The organism is Streptomyces ambofaciens ATCC 23877, assembly GCF_001267885.1.
In the GTDB taxonomy this organism is placed as follows: domain Bacteria; phylum Actinomycetota; class Actinomycetes; order Streptomycetales; family Streptomycetaceae; genus Streptomyces; species Streptomyces ambofaciens.
Genome location: NZ_CP012382.1, coordinates 3,294,288 through 3,315,548, shown reverse-complemented (window position 1 = coordinate 3,315,548; position 21,261 = coordinate 3,294,288). Strand labels below are relative to the sequence as shown.

The following is a 21,261-nucleotide window of genomic DNA, read 5'->3' as shown; positions in this document are numbered from 1 at the left end:
ACAAGGACGCCACGGACACCATGAGCAGCAGCACCGTCATCACCAACATCGCCGCACTCGTCACCAACGACCCCTCCCTCGGTGACCACTCCCCCCTCGGACTGGTCCGGGACGCGGCCGTCGTCATCGACGGCGACCGCGTCGCGTGGACCGGTGAATCAAGCAAAGCACCCGCCACTGACAACAGGGTCGACGCCGGAGGCCGGGCCGTCCTCCCCGGTTTCGTCGACTCCCACTCCCACCTCCTCTTCGCGGGCGACCGCACCGAGGAGTTCAACGCCCGCATGTCCGGCCGCCCCTACAGTGCCGGCGGCATCCGCACCACCGTCGCCGCCACCCGCGCCGCGAGCGACGCGGAACTGGAGGCGGGCCTCGTCCGCTACCTCGAAGAGGCCCTGCGCCAGGGCACCACCACCTTCGAGACCAAGTCCGGCTACGGCCTGACCACCGCCGACGAGTCCCGCGCCCTGCGCATCGCCGCCCGCCACACCGACGAGGTCACCTTCCTCGGCGCCCACATCGTCGCCCCCGAACACGCCGACGACCCGGCGGCCTACGTCGACCTCGTCACCGGCGAGATGCTCGACGCCTGCGCCCCGCACGCCCGCTGGATCGACGTCTTCTGCGAGCAGGGCGCCTTCGACGGCGACCAGGCCCGGGCCGTCCTCACCGCGGGCAGGGCCAAGGGCCTGCACCCGCGCGTCCACGCCAACCAGCTCTCCTACGGACCGGGCGTGCGGCTGGCCGTCGAACTCGACGCCGCCAGCGCCGACCACTGCACCCACCTCACCGACGCCGACGTGGACGCCCTGGCGAGCGGCCGTACGGTCGCCACCCTGCTCCCCGGCGCGGAGTTCTCCACCCGCGCCCAGTGGCCGGACGCCCGGCGCCTGCTGGACGCGGGCGCCACGGTCGCGCTCTCCACCGACTGCAACCCGGGCTCGTCCTTCACGTCCTCGGTGCCCTTCTGCATCGCGCTCGCGGTACGGGAGATGGGCATGACGCCGGACGAGGCGGTCTGGGCGGCCACCGGGGGCGGCGCGGCGGCCCTGCGGCGCGACGACATCGGCCGCCTGGCCCCGGGTGCGTACGCCGACCTGACCCTGCTGGACGCCCCCAGCCACGTCCACCTGGCCTACCGGCCGGGCGTGCCCCTGGTCGCGGGCGTGTGGCGCCGGGGCCTGCGTAGGGTGTGAGCGCACGCGGCACCGGCGGGGAGCGGGGGACGGGACGGATGGCGAAGCACTGGTGGGCACCGTTCCTGGTGAACCTGCTGCTCGGCGTCCCGGTCGTGGTGCCGGTCTGGCTCGTGTGGTACCTGCTGGTGAACTGGCCGCTGGCCGAGCTCGGATGGACCGTGCGCGACCCGACCGAGAACGACGGCATGGCGCTGTGGCTGGTGATCGTCGTTCCGGTGGTCGCGGCGTTCGGCCTGGTCTGGTGGCTGGTCAACGAGCCCCTGCGGCGCAGGACCGTGCTCGCCCCGCGCTCCTTCTGGCTGCTGTGCGCCCTGGTCCCGTTCCTGCCCACGGTCGCGCTGATCGCCCTCTGAGGCGGGCCGGTCACCCGCCCCGGAACAGCCCGAAGGGGGGCGGCCCGGCATCGGACCACCCCCCTGGAGGACAAGCGTCACCCGGCGAGGATCAGTCCTCGGCCGTGAGCCCCTTGCGCAGCCGTACGAGCGTCCGCGACAGCAGGCGCGAGACGTGCATCTGGGAGATGCCGAGTTCCTCGCCGATCTCCGACTGGGTCATGCCCGCGACGAAGCGCAGGGAGAGGATCTTCCGGTCCCGGGCGGGGAGTTCGGCGATCAGCGGCTTCAGCGACTCGACGTACTCGATGCCCTCGAGCCCGTGGTCCTCGTAGCCGATGCGGTCGGCCAGCGCGCCCTCCGCGTCGTCCTCCTCCGGCTGGGCGTCCAGCGAGGAGGCGGTGTAGGCGTTGGACGCCGCCATGCCCTCCAGGACCTCGTCCCTGGACAGGCCGAGGTGCTCGGCCAGTTCGCTCACCGTGGGGGCGCGGTCGAGCCGCTGGGCCAGCTCGTCGCCGGCCTTGGCCAGGTCGAGCCGCAGCTCCTGAAGCCTGCGCGGGACGCGCACGGACCAGGAGGTGTCGCGGAAGAAGCGCTTGATCTCACCGATGATGGTCGGCATCGCGAACGTGGGGAACTCCACACCGCGCGACAGCTCGAAACGGTCGATCGCCTTGATCAGGCCGATCGTGCCGACCTGGATGATGTCCTCCATCGGCTCGCTGCGCGAGCGGAAACGGGAGGCGGCGAACTTGACCAGCGCGAGGTTCAGTTCGACGAGCGTGTTGCGTACGTACGCGAACTCGTGGGTGCCTTCCTCCAGCGACTCCAGTCGCTCGAAGAGGGTCCTGGACAGGGCCCGGGCGTCGGCCGGAGCGACCTCGTCGTACGCGGGGATGTCCGGAAGCCCGGCGAGTGCGCCGTCGTGTCCGACGGACGCGTCCTGGTGCTCGATGGGATCCAGATGTTCCGGAGGGAGTGTCGACGTCGCTTCTTGGGTACGCGATCCGTCGAGCCGGGGTGACATGATGTCCTCCATCGTTCTCGGCATACGGCTGCCGAAGCCAATTACGTGCACTGCGGTGTGCGGCGCCTCCAAAGCCGGCCGTGTCGGGTTACGTGTTCCTCCTAGGCCTACCGGGTTTACCGAGCCCACCGCAAGTGTGTTCTGTGTGGGTATGTCCGTTTGTGTGCGGTTGTCGGGTGTCGGAGTGCGCGGGGAAGGCGTAGTGTTCGAGGGCGTCAGCAAGCAGTCACGACCTCGGGAGAGAGAAACGGCATGGACCGCGGGACGGTCGGCAGTGCCCAGTCGGGCCGGCTTCTGGTGGAAGTGCGGGAAGAGGGCCCCAGTGCCGTCGTGACACCGGCGGGTGAGTTGGACCACCACACCGCCGACCTGTTGCGCGAGCCACTGGAGGACTGTCTCGCCAAGGGACTCAATCGGCTTGTCGTCGACTGTTCGCGTCTGGAGTTCTGCGACTCCACAGGGCTCAACGTCCTGCTCGGCGCGCGGTTGAAGGCGGAGGCCGCGGGGGGCGGTGTGCATCTGGTGGCCATGCAGCCCGTAGTGGCTCGCGTGTTCGAGATCACGGGGGCCGAAGCGGTCTTCACCCTCCACGACACGCTTGAGGCCGCCCTGGCCGACGCATCCGACTGAGCCTGTCCTGGTCCGGCCGGCGGGTTCCGTACGCTCCCTGAGGCGGGCGTTTTCACCCCGTCCTGTGTTTCGTGGCCAATACAGGGGTGTTCGGACGGTCCGGTCGGGCAGGAGACATCCAGAACCGACTGTGTACGACTTTGTAACATGAACTGGTGAATCGGTGAGGTGAAGCGCTGATGAGCACCACCCGGCCCTACTCGCCGGGCGACCGCGGTCCGGAGCCCAGCGGCGCTTCCGGGAATTCCGAGGGGGGCGGCGTGCCCGGGACCGGGGAGTCCGACGAGGGCGTGACCGCGGGGCAGGCGGCCGCGATCGGGGCGTCCGCGTCCCCGTCGCCGGCGCAGGCCGTGACCGCGCCCGAGAGTGCCGTCGCGCGTACGGAAAACGGTGGGCGGCAGGTCCGCAGACTGAGCTTCGACGACCAGAGCGGGGTCGTCCCGCTCGCCCGTGACTTCACCCGCCAGGCGCTGTACGCCTGGGGCTGGTTGCCCTCGTCCACCGCGGACCAGCGTGCCGCCGCCGAGGACGTGCTCCTCGTGGTCTCCGAGCTGGTCACCAACGCCTGCCTGCACGCCGAGGGGCCGGACGAGCTGCGGATCACCTGCGAGAAGAAGGTGATCCGGCTGGAGGTCTCCGACCGCGGAACGGGACAGCCGGCGCCGCGCACCCCGCACCGCGCCGGGCGGCCCGGCGGACACGGCATGTTCATCGTGGAGCGGCTGTGCCTGGACTGGGGCGTGGTCCGCACGCCGGGAGTCGCGGGCAAGCGGGTCTGGGCGGAGCTGGGAGCACCGGCGTAGGGCGTCGGCGCCGGCCCGCCGTTCTCGCGCCCCGCCCGGGAGCCGCCCCGGCGCCCCGCCCTCCGCCTTCCGCTCCCGTACCGGCCGATCCGTCACTGCACCCGGCCGCTCCGCCCCCCGTCCCTCACCCCCGTGTCCGGCCCGCACGGCCTCCTCATGGCCGGGACCGCGACGTGGGGCTTTCTCACCTCCGGACGCCCACGACCGCCCGGGGCTCCGTACGACGGCCTGGGGCTCCGTGCGACGGCCTGTGGCTCCGTACCGACCGCCTGGGACTCCGTACGTCCGCCCAGGACTCCGCACGACGGCCCACGGGCGGCCTGCCGACGGTCTGCCGACTCCCACGACGGCCGGGGCGCCTCACAGCCGCGTCCAGGGCTGCGCGGGACGTCGCGGACCCCCAGTCCGGCGCGCCCCCCCGTGAACGCCGAAGGGGTCACCGCGTCCACCCGGACGCGGTGACCCCTTCCTCGGCGGGCGGGTCTCAGCGGACGTCGCCCATGAGTTCCTTGACGCGCTTGCGGTACATCCAGATCGCCAGACCGGCGACCACGGCGAGCGTGGCCTCCGCGGCCACGATGCCCGTCTTGTTCAGGTCGACACCGGCGATGGAGAGCAGACCGGTCGTGGCGTCACCGGCGGTGACGGCCAGGAACCAGACGCCCATCATCTGGGAGGCGTACTTCACCGGCGCCATCTTCGTGGTGACCGACAGGCCGACCGGGGAGAGCATCAGCTCACCGCAGGTCTGGACGAAGTAGATCGCCACCAGCCACATCGCCGCGGCCTTGTGGCCGCCGTCCGCGATGGCCAGCGGGGCCAGGAAGAGGAAGAAGGACAGTCCGACCAGGACGAGGCCGAACGAGAACTTCACGATGGTGCTCGGCTCCTTGCCGCGGCGGGCGAGCGCCAGCCACAGCGTGGCGAAGACCGGGGCGAGGGCCATGATGATGACCGGGTTCACCGACTGGAACCACGAGACCGGGAAGTCCCAGCCGAGGACGCTGGTGTTCGTGGAGGAGTCGGCGAAGATCGCCAGGGTCGAGCCGCCCTGGTCGTAGATCATCCAGAAGACGGCCGCGGCCACGAAGAACCAGATGTACGCGGACATCTTCGACTGCTCGGCGCGGTCCAGCGTCCTGTCGCGCTTGATGCGGGTCAGCACCAGCACGGGGATGATCACGCCGAGCAGGGTCAGCGGGACCAGGATCCAGTTCAGGGTGTAGGTCCCGGAGAAGCCGACGATCGCGTAGAAGACGACGGCGAGCGCGGCCCAGAACGCGGCCTTGCGCAGCGTCGAGGTCTTCTCCGCCGCCGACAGCGGCTTGGGGACCACGCTGGAGTGCGGCGCCAGGTTGCGGCTGCCGATCAGGAACTGGATCACGCCGAGGCCCATACCGACCGCGGCGAGCGCGAAGCCCAGGTGCCAGTTGACGTTCTCACCGATGGTGCCGATGATCAGCGGCGCCGCGAAGGCACCGAGGTTGATGCCCATGTAGAAGACGGTGAAGCCACCGTCGCGGCGCGGGTCGTCGGGGCCGTCGTAGAGCTGGCCGACCATCGTGGAGATGTTGGCCTTCAGGAGACCGGAGCCGATGGCCACCAGACCGAGGCCGGCGAAGAAGGTGCCCGAGGAGGGCAGCGCCAGCGTCAGGTGGCCGAGCATGATGACGCCACCGGCGACGGCGACGGTCTTGCGGGGTCCCCAGACACGGTCGCCGAACCAGCCGCCCGGCATCGTGAGCAAGTACACCAGCGACAGGTACACCGAGTAGATCGCGGTCGCGGTGCCGGCGTTCATGCCGAGACCGCCGGGGGCCACCAGGTACAGCGGGAGCAGAGCCCTCATGCCGTAGTAGGAGAAACGCTCCCACATCTCGGTCATGAAGAGAGTGGCCAGTCCGCGGGGGTGGCCGAAGAAGGTCTTCTCGGAACCGGGGGTGCCCGGTGTGACCGAGTCCTTCGTCAGGCTGGACGCCATGGTCGATCCTTGCTGGTCGGGACGCGCTCATGAGGCGATGCGCGCCCGGTGGGGGGCGGCCGGCACCGGCGGCCTTCGTCCGCCCACCCCACGCCCGAGGGATTCCGCTCCGGATCACGGAGCGAGGGACGGCGACCACCGGGATCCACGCCTCTGCGCGCGTCACTGCACGCGGTGAGGCCCGGCCACAGGTCATTCCTTTCAAGGTCGGCCGTGGGGGCCGACCCGCACACAAAAGAGACCTTCAGCGTCGAACTGTCGCCAAAGGTCCCCAGGGTGCTACAGGCGCTGATTCACCATACGGCAGGACACCGCCCGGTATGGAAGGACTTGAGACAGGGATCACAGGCGACGGTGGAACCGCGACGATCATTCGAAGGTCCATTCCAGGATGGCACCCCGCAGCCGCAGGTCCGCGCAGGGGGTCGACGGGGCCGGTGGCGCCGGGGTGCCCGGCTTGTCCGTAGGTAAGAGACGACGGGTGCGATCACGCCCCGGGCGCTGCTCCGAGCGGACTACCATCAGCCCATGACCCGTGTACTGCTCGCCGAGGACGACGCGTCCATCTCGGAGCCGCTGGCCCGCGCCCTGCGCCGGGAAGGGTACGAGGTCGAGGTGCGTGAGGACGGACCCACCGCACTCGACGCCGGGCTGCAGGGAGGCGTCGACCTGGTCGTACTGGACCTCGGCCTGCCGGGCATGGACGGGCTGGAGGTCGCCCGCCGGCTGCGCTCCGAGGGCCACGCGGTGCCGATCCTGATCCTGACCGCGCGCGCCGACGAGGTGGACACCGTCGTCGGTCTGGACGCGGGCGCCGACGACTACGTCACCAAGCCCTTCCGCCTCGCCGAGCTGCTCGCCCGGGTCCGCGCCCTGCTGCGGCGCGGGTCCGTCGAGCCCCCGCAGCCGCCCGCCACGCACGGCGTGCGCATCGACGTCGAGTCGCACCGGGCCTGGATGGGCGAGGAGGAGCTCCAGCTCACCGCCAAGGAGTTCGACCTGCTGCGGGTGCTGGTGCGCGACGCCGGCCGGGTCGTCACCCGCGACCAGCTGATGCGCGAGGTCTGGGACACCACCTGGTGGTCCTCCACCAAGACCCTCGACATGCACATCTCCTGGCTGCGCAAGAAGCTGGGGGACGACGCGGCGAACCCGCGCTACATCGCCACCGTGCGCGGTGTGGGCTTCCGCTTCGAGAAGAACTGAGCACGAGGGGGCCGAGTGCCCGCAGGGCCGGCCCGGGTAAGAGGACATGCGCCGTCGACTGATCCAGTCCACGCTCGCCGTGGTGCTCGTCGTGATCGCCGTTTTCGGCGTCTCCCTCGTGATCGTGGAGACCCGCACGATCAGCAGCACCGCCCAGGAACGCGTCGACCTGGAGGCGGTGCGGCTGGCCAGCATCGTGGACAGCCGGCTGCTCGGCACCGGGACGGTCGACGCGGCGTTCCTGCGGGAGCAGGTCGCGGACGCCCGGTACGCCGAGATCCGCATCCCCGGCCGAACGGTCATCGAGGTCGGCAGCCGGCCGACCGGTGAGGTCATCCGCGGCAGGGCCACCGGCGAGGAGGGCGAGACGGTGCTCGTCGAGGAGCCCAGTTCCTCGGTGACCCGCGAGATCGGCCGGACGCTGCTGATCATCGGTCTGGTGGCGCTGCTCGCGGTGGTCGCCGCGGTACTGCTGGCGATCCGGCAGGCCAACCGCCTCGCCTCCCCGCTCACCGACCTCGCCGAGACCGCCGAACGCCTCGGCTCCGGCGACCCGCGTCCCCGGCACAAGCGCTACGGCGTTCCCGAGCTGGACCGCGTCGCGGACGTGCTGGACTCCTCCGCCGAGCGCATCGCCCGGATGCTCACCGCCGAGCGCCGCCTGGCCGCCGACGCCTCCCACCAGCTCCGTACGCCGCTGACCGCGCTGTCCATGCGGCTGGAGGAGATCACCCTCACCGATGAGCCGGAGACGGTGAAGGAGGAGGCGACGATCGCGCTGTCGCAGGTGGAACGGCTGACGGACGTGGTGGACCGGCTGCTGACCAACTCCCGCGACCCGCGCAGCGGCTCCGCCGTCACCTTCGAACTGGACGACGTCATCACGCAGCAGATCGCCGAGTGGCGGCCCGCCTACCGCAGTGAGGGGCGGGCGATCGTCAGCTCCGGCAAGCGGCATCTGACGGCGGTCGGCACGCCGGGAGCGGTGGCGCAGGTGCTGGCCGCCCTGATCGAGAACTCCCTGATGCACGGGGGAGGCACGGTGGCCCTGCGGACCAGGGTGACCGGCAACCAGGCGGTGGTCGAGGTCACCGACGAGGGTGCCGGCGTCCCCGGCGACCTGGGGGCCCGGATCTTCGAGCGGGCCATCAGCGGGCGGAACTCGACGGGCATCGGCCTGGCCGTGGCCCGGGACCTGGCGGAGGCGGACGGTGGCCGGCTGGAGCTGCTCCAGGGCCGTCCCCCGGTCTTCGGCCTCTTCCTGTCCCGCACGCCGCCGTCGAAGCAGTCGCCCGGTGACTCGGACGGGACCGTGCGCTAGCCGTACCGCCCCGAGGCGGTGGCAGGTCAGCGGCGGGCCGCGGGGGTGCCGTCCGTGGTGGGCACCGCCGTGGGGTTCTCGTGCTCCAGGAAGGTCTCCGCCCGCGCCACCGGCCGGCGGGCCGGCATCGCGCGGAAGACCCAGCTGCGGTACGACCAGAAGCGGAAGAGCGTGCCGATGCCGATGCCGAGGAACTTGAAGATGTTGCTCTGCAGCGGGCTGTCCCAGCCGAAGCCGTACGTCGCCGTGTACAGCACGCCGTTCTCGATCACCAGCCCGACCGCGCTGAACACCAGGAACAGCGACATCTCGCGGGTCCGGTGGCTCTTGTCGCGGTCCCGGTAGGTGAAGTAGCGGAAGCCCAGGTAGTTGAAGACGATCGCGACGATCGTCGCGACGATGCTGGCCCGTACCACCTGGAGGTCGGTCACGTGCCGCACGAAGTTGAAGACGAGGAGGTTGACCAGCACCCCCGCGCCGCCCACCGCGCCGAACTTCACGACCTCACGGACCAGCCGGTCGATCCGCCCCCGCACCGCGCCCCGGGGCGCCGGGGGAGCAGGGGGAGCCGTATGAGCACCCGAGGAACCATGTCCCATGGTCGTGCAGGCCCCCGTCCGTGGGTTCGGCGTCAATCCGTTCATGCTAACCACCCGGACGCGCGATCTTCCTGCGGACGGACGCGGGGCGGCGGGAACGAGGGGCGGGACCGCCCGGGAAACGGCCGGTAAACAGGTGGGCTCCGCGCGGCCGATACGCTAGGGGTGTGACGTTCCCGGTAGTCGGTATGGTCGGCGGTGGCCAGCTCGCTCGTATGACACACGAGTCGGGCATCCCGCTGGGCATCAGGTTCAAGCTCCTCAGTGACACCCCTCAGGACTCTGCGGCGCAGGTCGTGAACGAAGTCGTCATCGGCGACTATCGCGACCTGGACACGCTGCGCGAGTTCGCGCGCGGCTGTGACGTGATCACCTTCGATCACGAACACGTGCCGACCGAGCACCTCAAGGCACTGGAGGCGGACGGCATCCCCGTGCGCCCCGGCCCCGAGGCGCTCGTGCACGCCCAGGACAAGGGCGTGATGCGCGCGAAGCTCGTCGCGATCGGCGTGCCCTGCCCACGGCACCGGATCGTGAGCGATCCGGCCGACGTGGGCGCCTTCGCCGCCGAGGGCGACGGGTTCCCCGTGGTCCTCAAGACGGTCCGCGGCGGATACGACGGCAAGGGCGTGTGGGTGGTGGACTCCGTCGAGGAGGCCGCCGAGCCGTTCCGTGCCGGCGTGCCCGTGCTGGCGGAGGAGAAGGTCGACTTCGTCCGCGAGCTGGCCGCCAACGTGGTGCGCTCCCCGCACGGCCAGGCGGTGGCGTACCCCGTCGTCGAGTCCCGTCAGGTGAACGGTGTGTGCGACACGGTGATCGCCCCCGCTCCCGGCCTGGAGGAGGGCCTCGCCCTGCGGGCCGAGGAGATGGCGCTCAGCATCGCCAAGGAACTGGGCGTCGTCGGCCACCTCGCCGTCGAGCTCTTCCAGACCCGCGACGGCCGCATCCTCGTCAACGAGCTGGCGATGCGCCCGCACAACTCCGGCCACTGGACGATGGACGGCGCGATCACCTCGCAGTTCGCCAACCACGTCCGCGCCGTCCTCGACCTGCCGCTGGGCGACCCGCGCCCGCGCGCGCCGTGGACGGTCATGGTCAACGTCCTCGGCGGCGACTACCCCGACATGTACTCCGCGTACCTGCACTGCATGGCACGCGACCCGCAGCTGAAGATCCACATGTACGGCAAGGACGTGAAGCCCGGCCGCAAGGTCGGCCACGTCAACACCTACGGCGACGACCTGGACGACGTGCTGGAGCGCGCCCGTCACGCTGCCGGCTACCTGAGAGGGACGATCACCGAATGAGCCAGGCCAGCCCGGTCAGCCCGGTCGTGGGCATCGTCATGGGGTCGGACTCCGACTGGCCCGTCATGGAGGCCGCCGCGAAGGCGCTCGACGAGTTCGAGGTCCCCTACGAGGTCGACGTCGTCTCCGCGCACCGCATGCCGCACGAGATGATCGCGTACGGCGAGCAGGCCGCCGGGCGCGGGCTGAAGGCGATCATCGCCGGGGCGGGCGGCGCCGCCCACCTGCCCGGCATGCTCGCCTCCGTCACCCCGCTGCCCGTGATCGGCGTGCCGGTGCCGCTGAAGTACCTGGACGGCATGGACAGCCTGCTCTCCATCGTGCAGATGCCGGCCGGCGTCCCCGTCGCCACCGTCTCCGTCGGCGGCGCCCGCAACGCCGGGCTGCTGGCCGCCCGCATGCTCGCCGCGCACGACGAGGAGCTGCAGGGCCGCATGCGCGAGTTCCAGCAGGAGCTGAACGACCAGGCCACCGAGAAGGGCAGGCGGCTGCGGAACAAGGTCGGGGGCTCGGCCGCGGGCTTCGGCTTCGGGAAGTGACGCGGATGCCCTCGCTGGAGCCGGCACGCGCGCTGCTGCGCGAGTTCCCCGTCGTGGACGGCCACAACGACCTGCCCTGGGCGCTGCGCGAGCAGGTGCGCTACGACCTCGACGCCCGTGACATCGGCGCCGACCAGTCCGCCCACCTGCACACCGACCTCGCCCGGCTGCGGGCCGGCGGCGTCGGCGCGCAGTACTGGTCGGTGTACGTCCGCTCGGACCTGCCCGGCGCGGTCACGGCGACGCTGGAGCAGATCGACTGCGTACGGCGGCTGATCGACCGCCACCCCGGGGAGCTGCGGGGCGCGCTGACCGCCGCCGACATGGAGGCCGCGCGGGCCGAGGGCCGGATCGCGTCGCTGATGGGCGCCGAGGGCGGTCACTCCATCGACAACTCGCTGGCCACGCTCCGCGCGCTGTACGCGCTGGGCGTGCGCTACATGACGCTCACCCACAACGACAACGTCGCGTGGGCCGACTCGGCGACCGACGAACCCGGCGTCGGCGGCCTGTCGGCCTTCGGCCACGAGGTCGTGCGGGAGATGAACCGCGAGGGCATGCTGGTCGACCTCTCGCACGTCGCCGCCACGACCATGCGGGACGCGCTGGACACCTCCACCGCCCCCGTGATCTTCTCGCACTCCTCCGCGCGGGCGGTCTGCGACCACCCGCGCAACATCCCGGACGACGTGCTGGAGCGGCTGCCGGCCAACGGCGGCATGGCGATGGTGACGTTCGTGCCGAAGTTCGTGCTCCAGGCGGCCGTGGACTGGACGGCCGCCGCCGACGAGAACATGCGCGCGCACGGCTTCCACCACCTGGACACCAGCCCGGAGGCGATGAAGATCCACCGCGCCTTCGAGGAGCGCACCCCGCGTCCGGTCGCCACCGTCTCCACGGTCGCCGACCACCTCGACCACATGCGCGAGGTCGCCGGCGTCGACCACCTCGGTATCGGCGGCGACTACGACGGCACGGCCTTCACCCCGGACGGCCTCGACGACGTCTCGGGCTACCCGAACCTGATCGCCGAGCTGCTCGACCGCGGCTGGTCCCGGGCCGACCTGGCCAAGCTGACCTGGAAGAACGCCGTCCGGGTCCTGGGCGCCGCCGAGGACGTGGCCCGCGGGCTTCAGGCCACGCGGGGGCCGTCCAACGCGTCGCTGGAGGAGCTCGACGGCTGAGCCGTCCGCTCGTCGAGGGCGGGGTAGTCGGTGTAGCCGGTCGCCCCGCCCACGTACATGAGGTACCGGTCCCGTACCGGGTTCAGCGGCGCGCCGAGCCGCAGCCGCTCCACCAGGTCGGGGTTGGCGAGGAACGGCCGGCCCAGGGCGATCAGGTCGGCGCCGGCGGCGAGCAGCCGTTCGGAGGCGCGGCGCACGGTGTCCGTGCCGGGCCGCTCGCCCAGCACCGGGTTGCCGATCAGCACACCGGGCCATCCGGCGCGGATCCTTCCGAACACCGGGGCCTGCGGGTCGGCGTACGCCAGGTGCAGGTAGGCGAGGCCCAGCCCGCCGAGCCGCTCGGCGAGCGCCGGGTAGATCTCCTCGGTCCCGCCCTCGGCGATGCCGTTGACGGTGTTGCCGGGGGAGACCCGCAGCCCCACGCGTTCGGCGCCGATCTCGGCGGCCACGGCCTCGGTCACCTCGACCGTGAAGCGGAGGCGCCCGGCGAGGGAGCCGCCGTAGCCGTCGGTGCGGTGGTTGGTGTTGGCCGCCAGGAACTGGTGGAGCAGGTGGCCGTTGGCCGAGTGCACCTCGACGCCCTCGAAACCGGCGTCGCGCGCGTTGCGGGCGGCCCGCGCGAAGTCGGCGACGGTGGCGCGGACGTCCTCCCCGGTCATCTCCCTGGGGACGACGGCGGGACGGTGGCCCTGCGGCGTGAAGATCGTCTCGGGCAGCGGCACCGGCGAGGGCGCGACCGGCGTGAGCCCGCTGGTCGCGGGATGGCCGACCCGGCCGCCGTGCTGGAGCTGGAGGAACATCCGTCCGCCCGCCTCCCGCACGGCCTCGGTGACCTGCCGCCAGCCCGCCACGTGCCGGGCGCCGTGGACGGCGGTGATGTTCGGGTAGGTCTGCCCGACCGCGTTGGGCGTCGACGCCTCGGCGATGATCAGCCCGGCGGAGGCACGCTGGGCGTAGTGGATGGCCATCAGCGGCGTCGGCGTGCCGTCGGCCTCGGCGCGGTTGCGGGTCAGCGGGGCCATCACCAGGCGGTTGGGGAGGGCGAGCGGGCCGAGGGAGGCGGGGGCGAAGAGGTCCGTGGAGTGCGTCATGCCCGTACGCTAGAACCTGACACTGATGTGAGATTCAAGCTCCGGTGCGGTGCGCCGGTGAGGGGATGCACGCATGCGGATCGGTGAACTCGCCCGGCGCACGGGCGTCAGTGAACGCTCGCTGCGCTACTACGGGCAGCAGGGGCTGCTCGCGTCCGAGCGTACGGCCGGCGGGCACCGCGAGTACACGGAGGCGGCGGTCGACCGGGTCATCCGCATCCAGGAGCTGTACGCGGCCGGCCTGTGCAGCGACAAGATCGCCCAGCTCCTGCCCTGCATGCGGGACGGGGACGGCGGTCCCTCGGCCGCCGCCTCGCCGAAGCTGGTCGCCGACCTCACCGCCGAGCGCGACCGCATCGACCGGATGATCGCCGACCTGCGCCGCTCCCGGGACACCCTGGACGAGGTGATCGAGGCGGCCCGGGGCTGAGCCCCGCCGGGGCGCCGTACCCCGAACGCCCCATCCACCAGGAACCCCTTTCCGCGCCGTGCCACGGTGGCCGTAACGCACGACGACCGTACGGAGCCCGCCATGGCAGACCTCCAGGACGAGCTGCACACCGGTACCGAGGCCGGCGAGCTAGACGACCTGCCCGTGCCGTTGCCGGCGGAGGTCTTCCCGCCGGAGCCCTACGCGCCCGTCTCCGACCCCGACGACGAGCCGCTGACCCGGGCGCACGCCGTGCTGGCCGCCCATCCCGTCGCCGACGGCTACAGCGGCCTGCCGTGGGCGCTCAAGCACCTGCCCTGGTACGACCTGGAACTCGGCGAGAGCTCCGTCGACACGGACGTGCCCCGGCTCCGCGAGGGGCACGTGGGCGCGCTGTTCTGGTCGCTGCACCTGCCCGAGGCCATCGACGGCGACCGGGCGGTCGGTGCCACGCTGGAGCAGCTGGACCTGGTGAAGGCGGTGGTGCGGGCGCACCCGGAGGGCCTGCGCCTGGCGTACGACGCCGGGCAGGCCATCGACGCCCGCAACTGCGGCCGGGTCGCCGTGCTGCCGGGCCCCGCCGGCGCCGCCGCCCTCGGTGACTGCCTCGGCATTCTGCGCAGCCTGCACGCCCTCGGGCTGCGCGTGCTCACGCTGGCCGGAGCGACCTGGGCCAGTGGCGCCGGACTGACGCGGTTCGGCGAGGAGGTGGTCCGGGAGATGAACCGGCTCGGCGTGATCGCCGACCTCTCCGGCGCCTCCGACGAGACCATCCGCCGCACCTTCGCCGTGTCCAAGGCGCCGGCGCTGTGCACCCGCTCCGCCGCCCGGGCCCTGCGCCCGCACCCCGACAACCTCCCCGACGACCTGCTCGTCGAGCTGGGCGCGGCCGGAGGCCTGTGCATGGTGCCGCTGACCGCCGAGCAGACCGGCCCGACCGTCCGGGACGTCGCCGACCACCTCGACCACGTCCGTTCGGTGGCCGGCCCGCGCGGCGTCGGACTGTCCGGCACCTACGACGCCGGCACCGCCCACCCGCTGGAGCTGGGCGACGCCTCCTGCTACCCCCGGCTCATCGCCGAGCTGCTGCGCCGCGGCTGGGAGGAGGCGGATGTGGCCCTGCTGACCTGGGGGAACGTCCAACGGGTGCTGCGGAGTGCGGCCTTCACCGCCCGGGCGGCCCAGCTGCGCCGGGAGCCGTCGACGGCGACGATCGCCGAGCTCGACGGCTGAGGGCCGCCCGGGTCACAGGTTCTCGATCCGGCACAGGCAGAACGGGTGCCCGGCCGGATCGGCGTACACCATGAAGTCCTTCTTCTCCCGGTCCTCCAGGTCCAACGGCCGGGCGCCCAGGGACAGCACCTTCTCGTGGGCCGCGTCCATCTCCTCCCAGGTCGCCCCGCCGTGGAAGTCGAGGTGGAACTGCTGGGCGTTGCGGTCCGAGCGCGGCCACTCCGGCGGGGTGAGCCCCTCGGCCCGCTGGAAGGACAGCCTGGGCCCGCCGGGCACCTGGAGCACCACCCAGTCGGGATCCTCCTCCTGCGGGGCGCCCCCGCCGACCTCCGCGTAGAAGCGGGCCAGCTCCAGGGGATCGGGACAGTCGACGACGACGGAACGGAAGCGTGCCACGGGTGCCACGGAGGCCTCCTTGAGAGAAGGGCGGGGTGGTTTCAGCAGGCGCAGAGGCAGAACGGGTGCCCGGCCGGGTCGGCGTAAACCCGGAACGTCCGCTCCCGGTCCTCCGCGTCCAGCGGCCTCGCGCCCAGTTCCAGCACGGCCTTCTCCGCCGCGTCCAGGTCCTCGACGTCGAGGTCGAGGTGGAACTGCTGCTGCCCGTCGGCACCGGGCCACTTCGGCGGTACGTGGCCGGGGGAGCCCTGGAAGGCCAGCTTCCGCCCGCCGGGCAGGTTCAGGTCGACCCACTCGTCGTGCTCGTCGCTCCGGTCCTCGACGGTGCCGCCGAGGACGCCGGCGTAGAAGCGGGCCAGGGCATGGGGGTCGGGGCAGTCGAGGACGACGACACCCAGTTCGGCGACAGCCATGACTTCCTCCTTGGGTTCCGCTGGTTACCCACAGAGCGCGGGTAACCGGTAACGGTTACTCCATGCTCCCGTATCGGGGGTAACGTCGCAAGTATGAACGAGCGTTCCGCCGCGCCCGGAGGTCTGGGGCTGGTCGAGAAGCTGGTGAACACCCTCGACCTCGAAACCGGCGCCGACGCGCTGGACACACCGCAGGGGCGGGCGCCACTGGGGCTGACGGAGGACGACGTGTCCGGGGCGCGCGAGCTGCGCGAGTCCCTGCGCGCGGTCCTGCTCGCCCACGCCGGCCACCCGCCGCACCGGACGGTGACCCCGCTGGGCGACCTGCTGGCCGCCGCCCCGCTGGTGGTGACGGTCGACCCGGCCGACGGCGCGGCCGGCCTCGCCCCGGCCCGGGACGGCTCCCTGGCCGCCCGCGTCGCCGCCGCCGTCGCCGAGGCGCTGGTCGCGGGCACCTGGACCCGGCTGAAGGCCTGCGAGGCCGCCGACTGCCACTGGGCGTACTACGACCGCAGTCCGGCCGGGCGCGGCCGCTGGTGCTCGATGCAGGTCTGCGGAGCCCGTGCCAAGATGCGCCGGTACCGCGCCAAGGGGGCGTGATCCGGCCGCACCCCACGGGCCACGGCGGCGCCCCGTGGGGCAGAATGCGACCGGCGCCGTTTCGGCCGACTGAGCCTCGGCCGAACCGGCGCCGCCTTCGTCCCGTGCGCTCCTGGAGCCTGTCCGGCAACTGGCGCCTGCCTCGCGACGCCACAGGCCCCTAGGCCGTCGGGCGGCCCATCGCCCGGTACGTCCAGCCGGCCTTCCGCCAGGCCTGCGGGTCCAGGGCGTTGCGCCCGTCGAGGATCACCCGGGCCGTCACCGCCTCGCCCAGCGTCCCGGGGTCCAGCTCGCGGAACTCCCGCCACTCCGTCAGGTGCAGCACGACGTCGGCGCCCCGCACCGCCTCCAGCGCGGAGTCGGCGTAGCCGAGCGTCGGGAACAGCCGCCGGGCGTTCTCCATGCCCTTGGGGTCGTACACCGTCACCTGGGCGCCCTGGAGGTGGACCTGCCCGGCGACGTTCAGCGCGGGGGAGTCCCGCACGTCGTCCGAGTCGGGCTTGAAGGTGGCGCCGAGCACCGCGACGCGCTTGCCGAGGAAGGGGCCGCCGCCGAGCGCCTGCCGCGTCAGCTCCACCATCTGACCGCGCTGGCGCATGTTGATCGAGTCGATCTCGCGCAGGAAGGTCAGCGCCTGGTCGGCGCCCAGCTCACCGGCGCGCGCCATGAACGCCCGGATGTCCTTCGGCAGACAGCCGCCGCCGAACCCGATGCCGGCCCGCAGGAACTTCCTGCCGATGCGGTCGTCGTACCCGATCGCCTCGGCCAGCTTGGCCACGTCGCCGTCGGCGGCCTCGCACACCTCCGCCATCGCGTTGATGAAGGAGATCTTGGTGGCGAGGAAGGAGTTGGCGGAGGTCTTCACCAGCTCGGCGGTCGGGAAGTCGGTCACGACGAAGGGCGAGCCCTCCGCCACCGGCGTGGCGTACACCTCGCGCAGCAGCTTCTCGGCCCGCTCGCTGCGCACGCCGACCACGATCCGGTCGGGGTGCAGCGTGTCCTGGACGGCGAGGCCCTCCCGCAGGAACTCGGGGTTCCAGGCCAGCTCGGCCTCGTCACCGGCCGGAGCGTGCGCCGCGAGGTAGGCCGCCAGCCGGTCCGCGGAGCCCACCGGCACGGTCGACTTGCCGACGACGAGCGCGGGGCCCGTCAGATGCGGCGCGAGCGAGGCCAGCGCGGAGTCGACGTAGGACATGTCGCAGGCGTACTCGCCGTGCTTCTGCGGCGTGTTCACGCACAGGAAGTGCACGTCGCCGAAGGCCGCGACCTCGGCGAAGTCGGTGGTGAAGCGCAGCCGGCCGGTGGACCCCTCGATGCCGGCGACGTGCCGGCCCAGCAGCTCCTCCAGACCGGGCTCGTACATCGGGACCTGGCCCCGCTGGAGCATCTCGATCTTCTCGGGCACCACGTCCAGGCCCAGCACCTCGAAACCGAGCTCGGCCATGGCGGCGGCATGGGTCGCGCCGAGATAGCCGGTACCGATCACGGTGATCTTGAGGGCCATGGGTGCTCCAGAGGTGTACGGCACAGGTGCGCGCCCGAGCATATCCGGGGCACGGGCCGGACCCCTCCGGCGGCTGTCGCCTAGCTCACCTATCCACGAGCGCGGGCGGGCCCTAAAATTTGGGTTACTTAACGGTAGTTAGCGTGCCCAGCATCACAGCGTTTTGGAGCGTGAGAGACCTTGGCCGGATCGGCTGATTTCGACCTGTACCGCCCGTCCGAGGAGCACGACATGCTCCGGGACGCCGTCCGCTCCCTGGCCGAGGCGAAGATCGCGCCGCACGCCGCCGCGGTGGACGAGGAGGCCCGCTTCCCGCGCGAGGCCCTCGACGCCCTCACCGCGAACGACCTCCACGCGGTGCACGTGCCCGAGGAGTACGGCGGCGCGGGCGCCGACGCCCTCGCCACGGTGATCGTCATCGAGGAGGTCGCCCGCGTCTGCGCGTCCTCGTCCCTCATCCCGGCGGTGAACAAGCTCGGCTCCCTGCCGGTGATCCTCTCCGGCTCCGAGGAGCTGAAGAAGAAGTACATGGCGCCGCTCGCCAAGGGCGAGGGCATGTTCTCCTACTGCCTCTCCGAGCCCGACGCGGGCTCCGACGCGGCCGGCATGAAGACCAAGGCCGTGCGCGACGGCGACTTCTGGGTGCTCAACGGCGTCAAGCGCTGGATCACCAACGCGGGCGAGTCGGAGTTCTACACGGTGATGGCCGTGACCGACCCCACCAAGCGCTCCAAGGGCATCTCCGCCTTCGTCGTCGAGAAGTCCGACGAGGGCGTCTCCTTCGGCGCCCCGGAGAAGAAGCTCGGCATCAAGGGCTCGCCGACCCGCGAGGTCTACCTCGACAACGTCCGCATCCCCGCCGACCGCATGATCGGCGAGGAGGGCACCGGCTTCGCCACGGCGATGAAGACGCTGGACCACACCCGCATCACCATCGCCGCCCAGGCCCTCGGCATCGCCCAGGGCGCGCTCGACTACGCCAAGGGCTACGTCAAGGAGCGCAAGCAGTTCGGCAAGCCGATCGCCGACTTCCAGGGCATCCAGTTCATGCTCGCCGACATGGCCATGAAGATCGAGGCCGCCCGGCAGCTGACCTACGCCGCGGCCGCCAAGTCGGAGCGGGGGGACGGCGACCTGACCTTCCAGGGAGCCGCCGCCAAGTGCTTCGCCTCCGACGTGGCCATGGAGGTCACCACCGACGCGGTCCAGCTCCTCGGCGGCTACGGCTACACCCGTGACTACCCGGTCGAGCGCATGATGCGCGACGCCAAGATCACGCAGATTTATGAAGGCACGAATCAGGTCCAGCGGATCGTCATGGCCAGGAACCTTCCGTAGCAGGGTTTTTGCAGGTCAGAGGCGGTTCTGAGGCTCCGAAGGAGCGCTCTCGGCTTTCTGCCCGTTGCGGCCTGATCAGGGCCGTTCATGGGCGTCATGCTGGGGGAATCCTGGGGAGCTGGCGACTCGAAAACACCCGCTGACCAGCACAAACGAACGCAGCCCCCGGCGAGTTGCCGGGGGCTGTTGTCGTGTGGGGATCAGGCGACCTCTGACGTGTCTGTGGGGTCGTCGGGGTCATCGGCGCCGGGCGTCAGCATGGTTGCGATGGCGGCCCGGCCGCGCTGCTCGGCGCCTTCGAAGATGTAGTGGTAGTGCTCCCTGAGCACGTCCGTGCAGCTGTGGCCCATCCAGTCCGCCACGTCGTTCTCAGGGACTCCGGCGTACAGCAGGCGGGAGCCGTAGTAGTGCCGGAGCGAGTGCGCCTTGCAGTAGGTCACCCCGCCCTTGTCCAGCGCCACCAACCAGATCTTCGGGTAGAAGTACGACGCGTACAGGTACCCGGTCCGCGTCACGTTGGGGAAGAGGAGCCGTTCCGGCCCCCACACACCGTGATTCTTGATGTGTCGCCGCAGCTCGAAGGCGACGTTGGGCGGCAGGGGCACGATGCGCCCCGGCTCTTCCTCATCCCGAGCCTTGATGTGCCGCCGCTGAAGAGCGCTGTTCTTGCCTGACTCGGTCTCCCCGTCCTCGGTGATCTGGAAGTCCACTCGAAGGCTCTCGGCCTTGAAGTCGATCTGATCGCGGGAGACGGCCATGGCTTCGCCCAGCCGCAGGCCGCACCCCGCCATCAGCCACAGCATCGCGCGGTAGCGGGGAGGGCAGGCTTCCAACATCGCCAGCACCTCACGCGTTGTGAGCCGACGACCCTTGCTCTTGTGCTCCCGGATCTCCTTGGCCCGGCTCCCGGCGCCCTTGACCTTCTTGCAGGGGTTCCGCCCGATGATCTCGTTGACGACAGCCCAGTCCATCATTCCGGAGAAGAACGAGAACCGCTGACGCCGCGTCCGGGCCGAGAGATTGCGGTCCCTCTCCATCCACAAGAGCCACTGCTCAATGTCGGCGACCTTCAGAGACACGATGGAACGAGCCTTGAAGAACGGCTCAATGGTCGTGTTGAGGATGGACCGGTACTGCTTCTTAGTGCTGTTCGTCAGCTTCCTTTGATTGGTCCACTGCTCCCAGACGGCCGCCACCGGCTGCTTGCCCAACCGGTCGTCGAGATACGTTCCGGCGTCGAGTTCCTGTTCCTTGCGCTTGCGCTGGTCGTCCGCTCGCGCCTTGGTCGCGAAGGTCTTCTGACGCTGCTTGCCGTCGGGGTCGTACCAGAACGTCGTCCACTTCTTCGGGTCGTCCTTGGACCGTGCGACCCATGCCCTTGCCACTGAGGCAGCCCCCTCCTGCTGTAGACGCACGGGACCGCCCCGCCGTCGCGCCGGTCAATCCCGGCACCTCAAGTCTGCACAGTGACCACCCTGAGTTGTCAACCCAGGGTGGAACCCCCTGGGTGTGCTACGTTGAGGGTATGGAAGCAGATGACAGCGGGTTCGAGATCACGCAGCAGCAAGGCGCATGGGTGGTGCGCATGTGGTGGCCCGTAGGGCCGATCAATGGCGGACCCCAGCGGATCACCATCGAGCCGGCCGAGGGTGCGCCTCCTCGTGAGACCGTGCGTGGCATCTCGACCACCGTCCTGCGCAGGCTCGACATGGCGGCGGCCCTGAGCTTGGCGAAGCAGGCCCCTGAAGCCCAGCGGACGCTGGACGAGGTGGCAGCGAAGATCAACGAGATGGGAGAAGCAGCCGGGCTCGCCCTGGAGGGGGACGGGATTTCCGAGCGGTACTTGGCACTGCTTGCGGCCACGTACACCGCCATGGCTGACATGGGGGCGCCTGCGCCTGTTCCGTGGCTGTCCCGGCTCATCGGCCGTCGACCCGAGACGGTGAAGGATCACCTGAAGCGGGCCAGAAGGGACGGTTTCCTGACCACGGTCGCTGGCAAGGCCGGAGGCGAGTTGACGGAAAAGGCCAGAACTGTGCTTGGGGAGCTGGCTGAAGCCGGAAGCGAATGAGATCGGCTTAATTCCCCAGCACATGTTAAGCGTTGAGCCCCCGAGGGTCTTCGGGGG

General features: G+C 71.1%; 22 protein-coding genes. 14 read left to right on the top strand and 8 right to left on the bottom strand.

The annotated features are described in order from the left end of the window. Nucleotides 1-20: 20 nt before the first annotated feature. Both hutI and SAM23877_RS14700 read left to right on the top strand, forming a co-directional pair. Nucleotides 21-1,196 carry an imidazolonepropionase gene (gene hutI, locus SAM23877_RS14705; protein WP_053132216.1) on the top strand — a complete coding sequence of 392 codons (1,176 nt, stop codon included), beginning with the start codon at nt 21-23 and terminating at the stop codon, nt 1,194-1,196. 38 nt (nt 1,197-1,234) lie between these two features. Then, nucleotides 1,235-1,552, top strand: coding sequence for a hypothetical protein (locus SAM23877_RS14700; RefSeq protein ID WP_053132213.1), 318 nt, complete (start codon nt 1,235-1,237; stop codon nt 1,550-1,552). A 91-nt stretch (nt 1,553-1,643) separates the two neighbouring features. On the opposite strand, the gene SAM23877_RS14695 is transcribed toward SAM23877_RS14700, so the two are convergent. Further along, nucleotides 1,644-2,570, bottom strand: a complete 927-nt coding sequence (locus tag SAM23877_RS14695) for an RNA polymerase sigma factor SigF (RefSeq protein WP_053132210.1) — start codon at nt 2,568-2,570, stop codon at nt 1,644-1,646. 240 nt (nt 2,571-2,810) lie between these two features. Here SAM23877_RS14695 and SAM23877_RS14690 point away from each other — a divergent pair, with 240 nt between their 5' ends. Both SAM23877_RS14690 and SAM23877_RS14685 read left to right on the top strand, forming a co-directional pair. Next, nucleotides 2,811-3,188 (top strand): STAS domain-containing protein, encoded by a 378-nt coding sequence (locus SAM23877_RS14690; RefSeq protein ID WP_053132207.1) that lies wholly within the window; start codon nt 2,811-2,813, stop codon nt 3,186-3,188. 179 nt (nt 3,189-3,367) lie between these two features. Beyond that, nucleotides 3,368-3,991 (top strand): ATP-binding protein, encoded by a 624-nt coding sequence (locus SAM23877_RS14685; protein WP_053132204.1) that lies wholly within the window; start codon nt 3,368-3,370, stop codon nt 3,989-3,991. A 484-nt stretch (nt 3,992-4,475) separates the two neighbouring features. Here the strand turns inward: SAM23877_RS14685 and SAM23877_RS14680 are convergent, their stop codons facing one another. Continuing rightward, entirely contained in the window at nt 4,476-5,972 is a 1,497-nt protein-coding gene (locus SAM23877_RS14680; protein ID WP_053132195.1) for an MFS transporter, read from the bottom strand. 528 nt (nt 5,973-6,500) lie between these two features. On the opposite strand from SAM23877_RS14680, the gene SAM23877_RS14675 reads away from it, so the two are divergent. Both SAM23877_RS14675 and draK read left to right on the top strand, forming a co-directional pair. Then, a complete protein-coding gene (locus tag SAM23877_RS14675; RefSeq protein ID WP_053132192.1) occupies nt 6,501-7,178 on the top strand; it encodes a response regulator transcription factor in 678 nt (225 codons plus the stop codon). 46 nt (nt 7,179-7,224) lie between these two features. Beyond that, the gene (gene draK / locus SAM23877_RS14670; protein ID WP_053132188.1) at nt 7,225-8,499 is read left to right on the top strand and encodes a two-component system sensor histidine kinase DraK; all 1,275 of its coding nucleotides are present in this window, start codon (nt 7,225-7,227) and stop codon (nt 8,497-8,499) included. Between the two features lie 26 nt (nt 8,500-8,525). On the opposite strand, the gene SAM23877_RS14665 is transcribed toward draK, so the two are convergent. Further along, nucleotides 8,526-9,098 (bottom strand): GtrA family protein, encoded by a 573-nt coding sequence (locus SAM23877_RS14665; RefSeq protein ID WP_053132185.1) that lies wholly within the window; start codon nt 9,096-9,098, stop codon nt 8,526-8,528. Nucleotides 9,099-9,265: 167 nt separating this feature from the next. Between SAM23877_RS14665 and SAM23877_RS14660 the strand changes: the two genes are divergently transcribed. The 3 genes from SAM23877_RS14660 to SAM23877_RS14650 are packed head-to-tail and all read left to right on the top strand — an operon-like array spanning nt 9,266 to nt 12,128. Next, nucleotides 9,266-10,405, top strand: coding sequence for a 5-(carboxyamino)imidazole ribonucleotide synthase (locus SAM23877_RS14660; protein WP_079030209.1), 1,140 nt, complete (start codon nt 9,266-9,268; stop codon nt 10,403-10,405). Then, on the top strand, nt 10,402-10,944 hold the full coding sequence (purE, locus tag SAM23877_RS14655; protein WP_053132180.1) for a 5-(carboxyamino)imidazole ribonucleotide mutase: 543 nt from the start codon (nt 10,402-10,404) through the stop codon (nt 10,942-10,944). Before SAM23877_RS14660 ends, purE begins: the two co-directional genes overlap by 4 nt. A gap of 5 nt (nt 10,945-10,949) precedes the next feature. After that, the gene (locus SAM23877_RS14650) at nt 10,950-12,128 is read left to right on the top strand and encodes a dipeptidase (RefSeq protein ID WP_053132176.1); all 1,179 of its coding nucleotides are present in this window, start codon (nt 10,950-10,952) and stop codon (nt 12,126-12,128) included. Here SAM23877_RS14650 and SAM23877_RS14645 read toward each other — a convergent pair. Continuing rightward, nucleotides 12,077-13,219, bottom strand: a complete 1,143-nt coding sequence (locus SAM23877_RS14645; protein ID WP_053132163.1) for an alkene reductase — start codon at nt 13,217-13,219, stop codon at nt 12,077-12,079. The two genes, SAM23877_RS14650 and SAM23877_RS14645, sit on opposite strands and share 52 nt — an antisense overlap. Before the next feature lie 73 nt (nt 13,220-13,292). Here SAM23877_RS14645 and SAM23877_RS14640 point away from each other — a divergent pair, with 73 nt between their 5' ends. Then, nucleotides 13,293-13,649: a MerR family transcriptional regulator gene (locus SAM23877_RS14640; RefSeq protein WP_053132160.1), complete on the top strand. Its 357-nt coding sequence runs from the start codon at nt 13,293-13,295 to the stop codon at nt 13,647-13,649. Nucleotides 13,650-13,751: 102 nt separating this feature from the next. Next, on the top strand, nt 13,752-14,882 hold the full coding sequence (locus tag SAM23877_RS14635; protein ID WP_053132157.1) for a dipeptidase: 1,131 nt from the start codon (nt 13,752-13,754) through the stop codon (nt 14,880-14,882). Between the two features lie 12 nt (nt 14,883-14,894). Here SAM23877_RS14635 and SAM23877_RS14630 read toward each other — a convergent pair whose 3' ends face one another. Continuing rightward, nucleotides 14,895-15,287 carry a VOC family protein gene (locus tag SAM23877_RS14630; RefSeq protein WP_053132154.1) on the bottom strand — a complete coding sequence of 131 codons (393 nt, stop codon included), beginning with the start codon at nt 15,285-15,287 and terminating at the stop codon, nt 14,895-14,897. A gap of 32 nt (nt 15,288-15,319) precedes the next feature. Then, the gene (locus tag SAM23877_RS14625; RefSeq protein WP_053132150.1) at nt 15,320-15,691 is read right to left on the bottom strand and encodes a VOC family protein; all 372 of its coding nucleotides are present in this window, start codon (nt 15,689-15,691) and stop codon (nt 15,320-15,322) included. Nucleotides 15,692-15,784: 93 nt separating this feature from the next. Here SAM23877_RS14625 and SAM23877_RS14620 point away from each other — a divergent pair, with 93 nt between their 5' ends. After that, entirely contained in the window at nt 15,785-16,291 is a 507-nt protein-coding gene (locus tag SAM23877_RS14620; protein ID WP_053132147.1) for a CGNR zinc finger domain-containing protein, read from the top strand. A 160-nt stretch (nt 16,292-16,451) separates the two neighbouring features. Here SAM23877_RS14620 and SAM23877_RS14615 read toward each other — a convergent pair whose 3' ends face one another. Further along, nucleotides 16,452-17,795, bottom strand: coding sequence for a UDP-glucose dehydrogenase family protein (locus tag SAM23877_RS14615; protein WP_053132137.1), 1,344 nt, complete (start codon nt 17,793-17,795; stop codon nt 16,452-16,454). A gap of 180 nt (nt 17,796-17,975) precedes the next feature. Here SAM23877_RS14615 and SAM23877_RS14610 point away from each other — a divergent pair, with 180 nt between their 5' ends. Continuing rightward, the gene (locus SAM23877_RS14610) at nt 17,976-19,133 is read left to right on the top strand and encodes an acyl-CoA dehydrogenase (protein ID WP_053132133.1); all 1,158 of its coding nucleotides are present in this window, start codon (nt 17,976-17,978) and stop codon (nt 19,131-19,133) included. A gap of 200 nt (nt 19,134-19,333) precedes the next feature. Here SAM23877_RS14610 and SAM23877_RS14605 read toward each other — a convergent pair whose 3' ends face one another. Further along, the gene (locus SAM23877_RS14605; RefSeq protein WP_053132129.1) at nt 19,334-20,518 is read right to left on the bottom strand and encodes a tyrosine-type recombinase/integrase; all 1,185 of its coding nucleotides are present in this window, start codon (nt 20,516-20,518) and stop codon (nt 19,334-19,336) included. A 140-nt stretch (nt 20,519-20,658) separates the two neighbouring features. Between SAM23877_RS14605 and SAM23877_RS14600 the strand changes: the two genes are divergently transcribed. Beyond that, the gene (locus SAM23877_RS14600; RefSeq protein WP_053142478.1) at nt 20,659-21,204 is read left to right on the top strand and encodes a hypothetical protein; all 546 of its coding nucleotides are present in this window, start codon (nt 20,659-20,661) and stop codon (nt 21,202-21,204) included. The last annotated feature ends 57 nt before the right edge of the window (nt 21,205-21,261 follow it).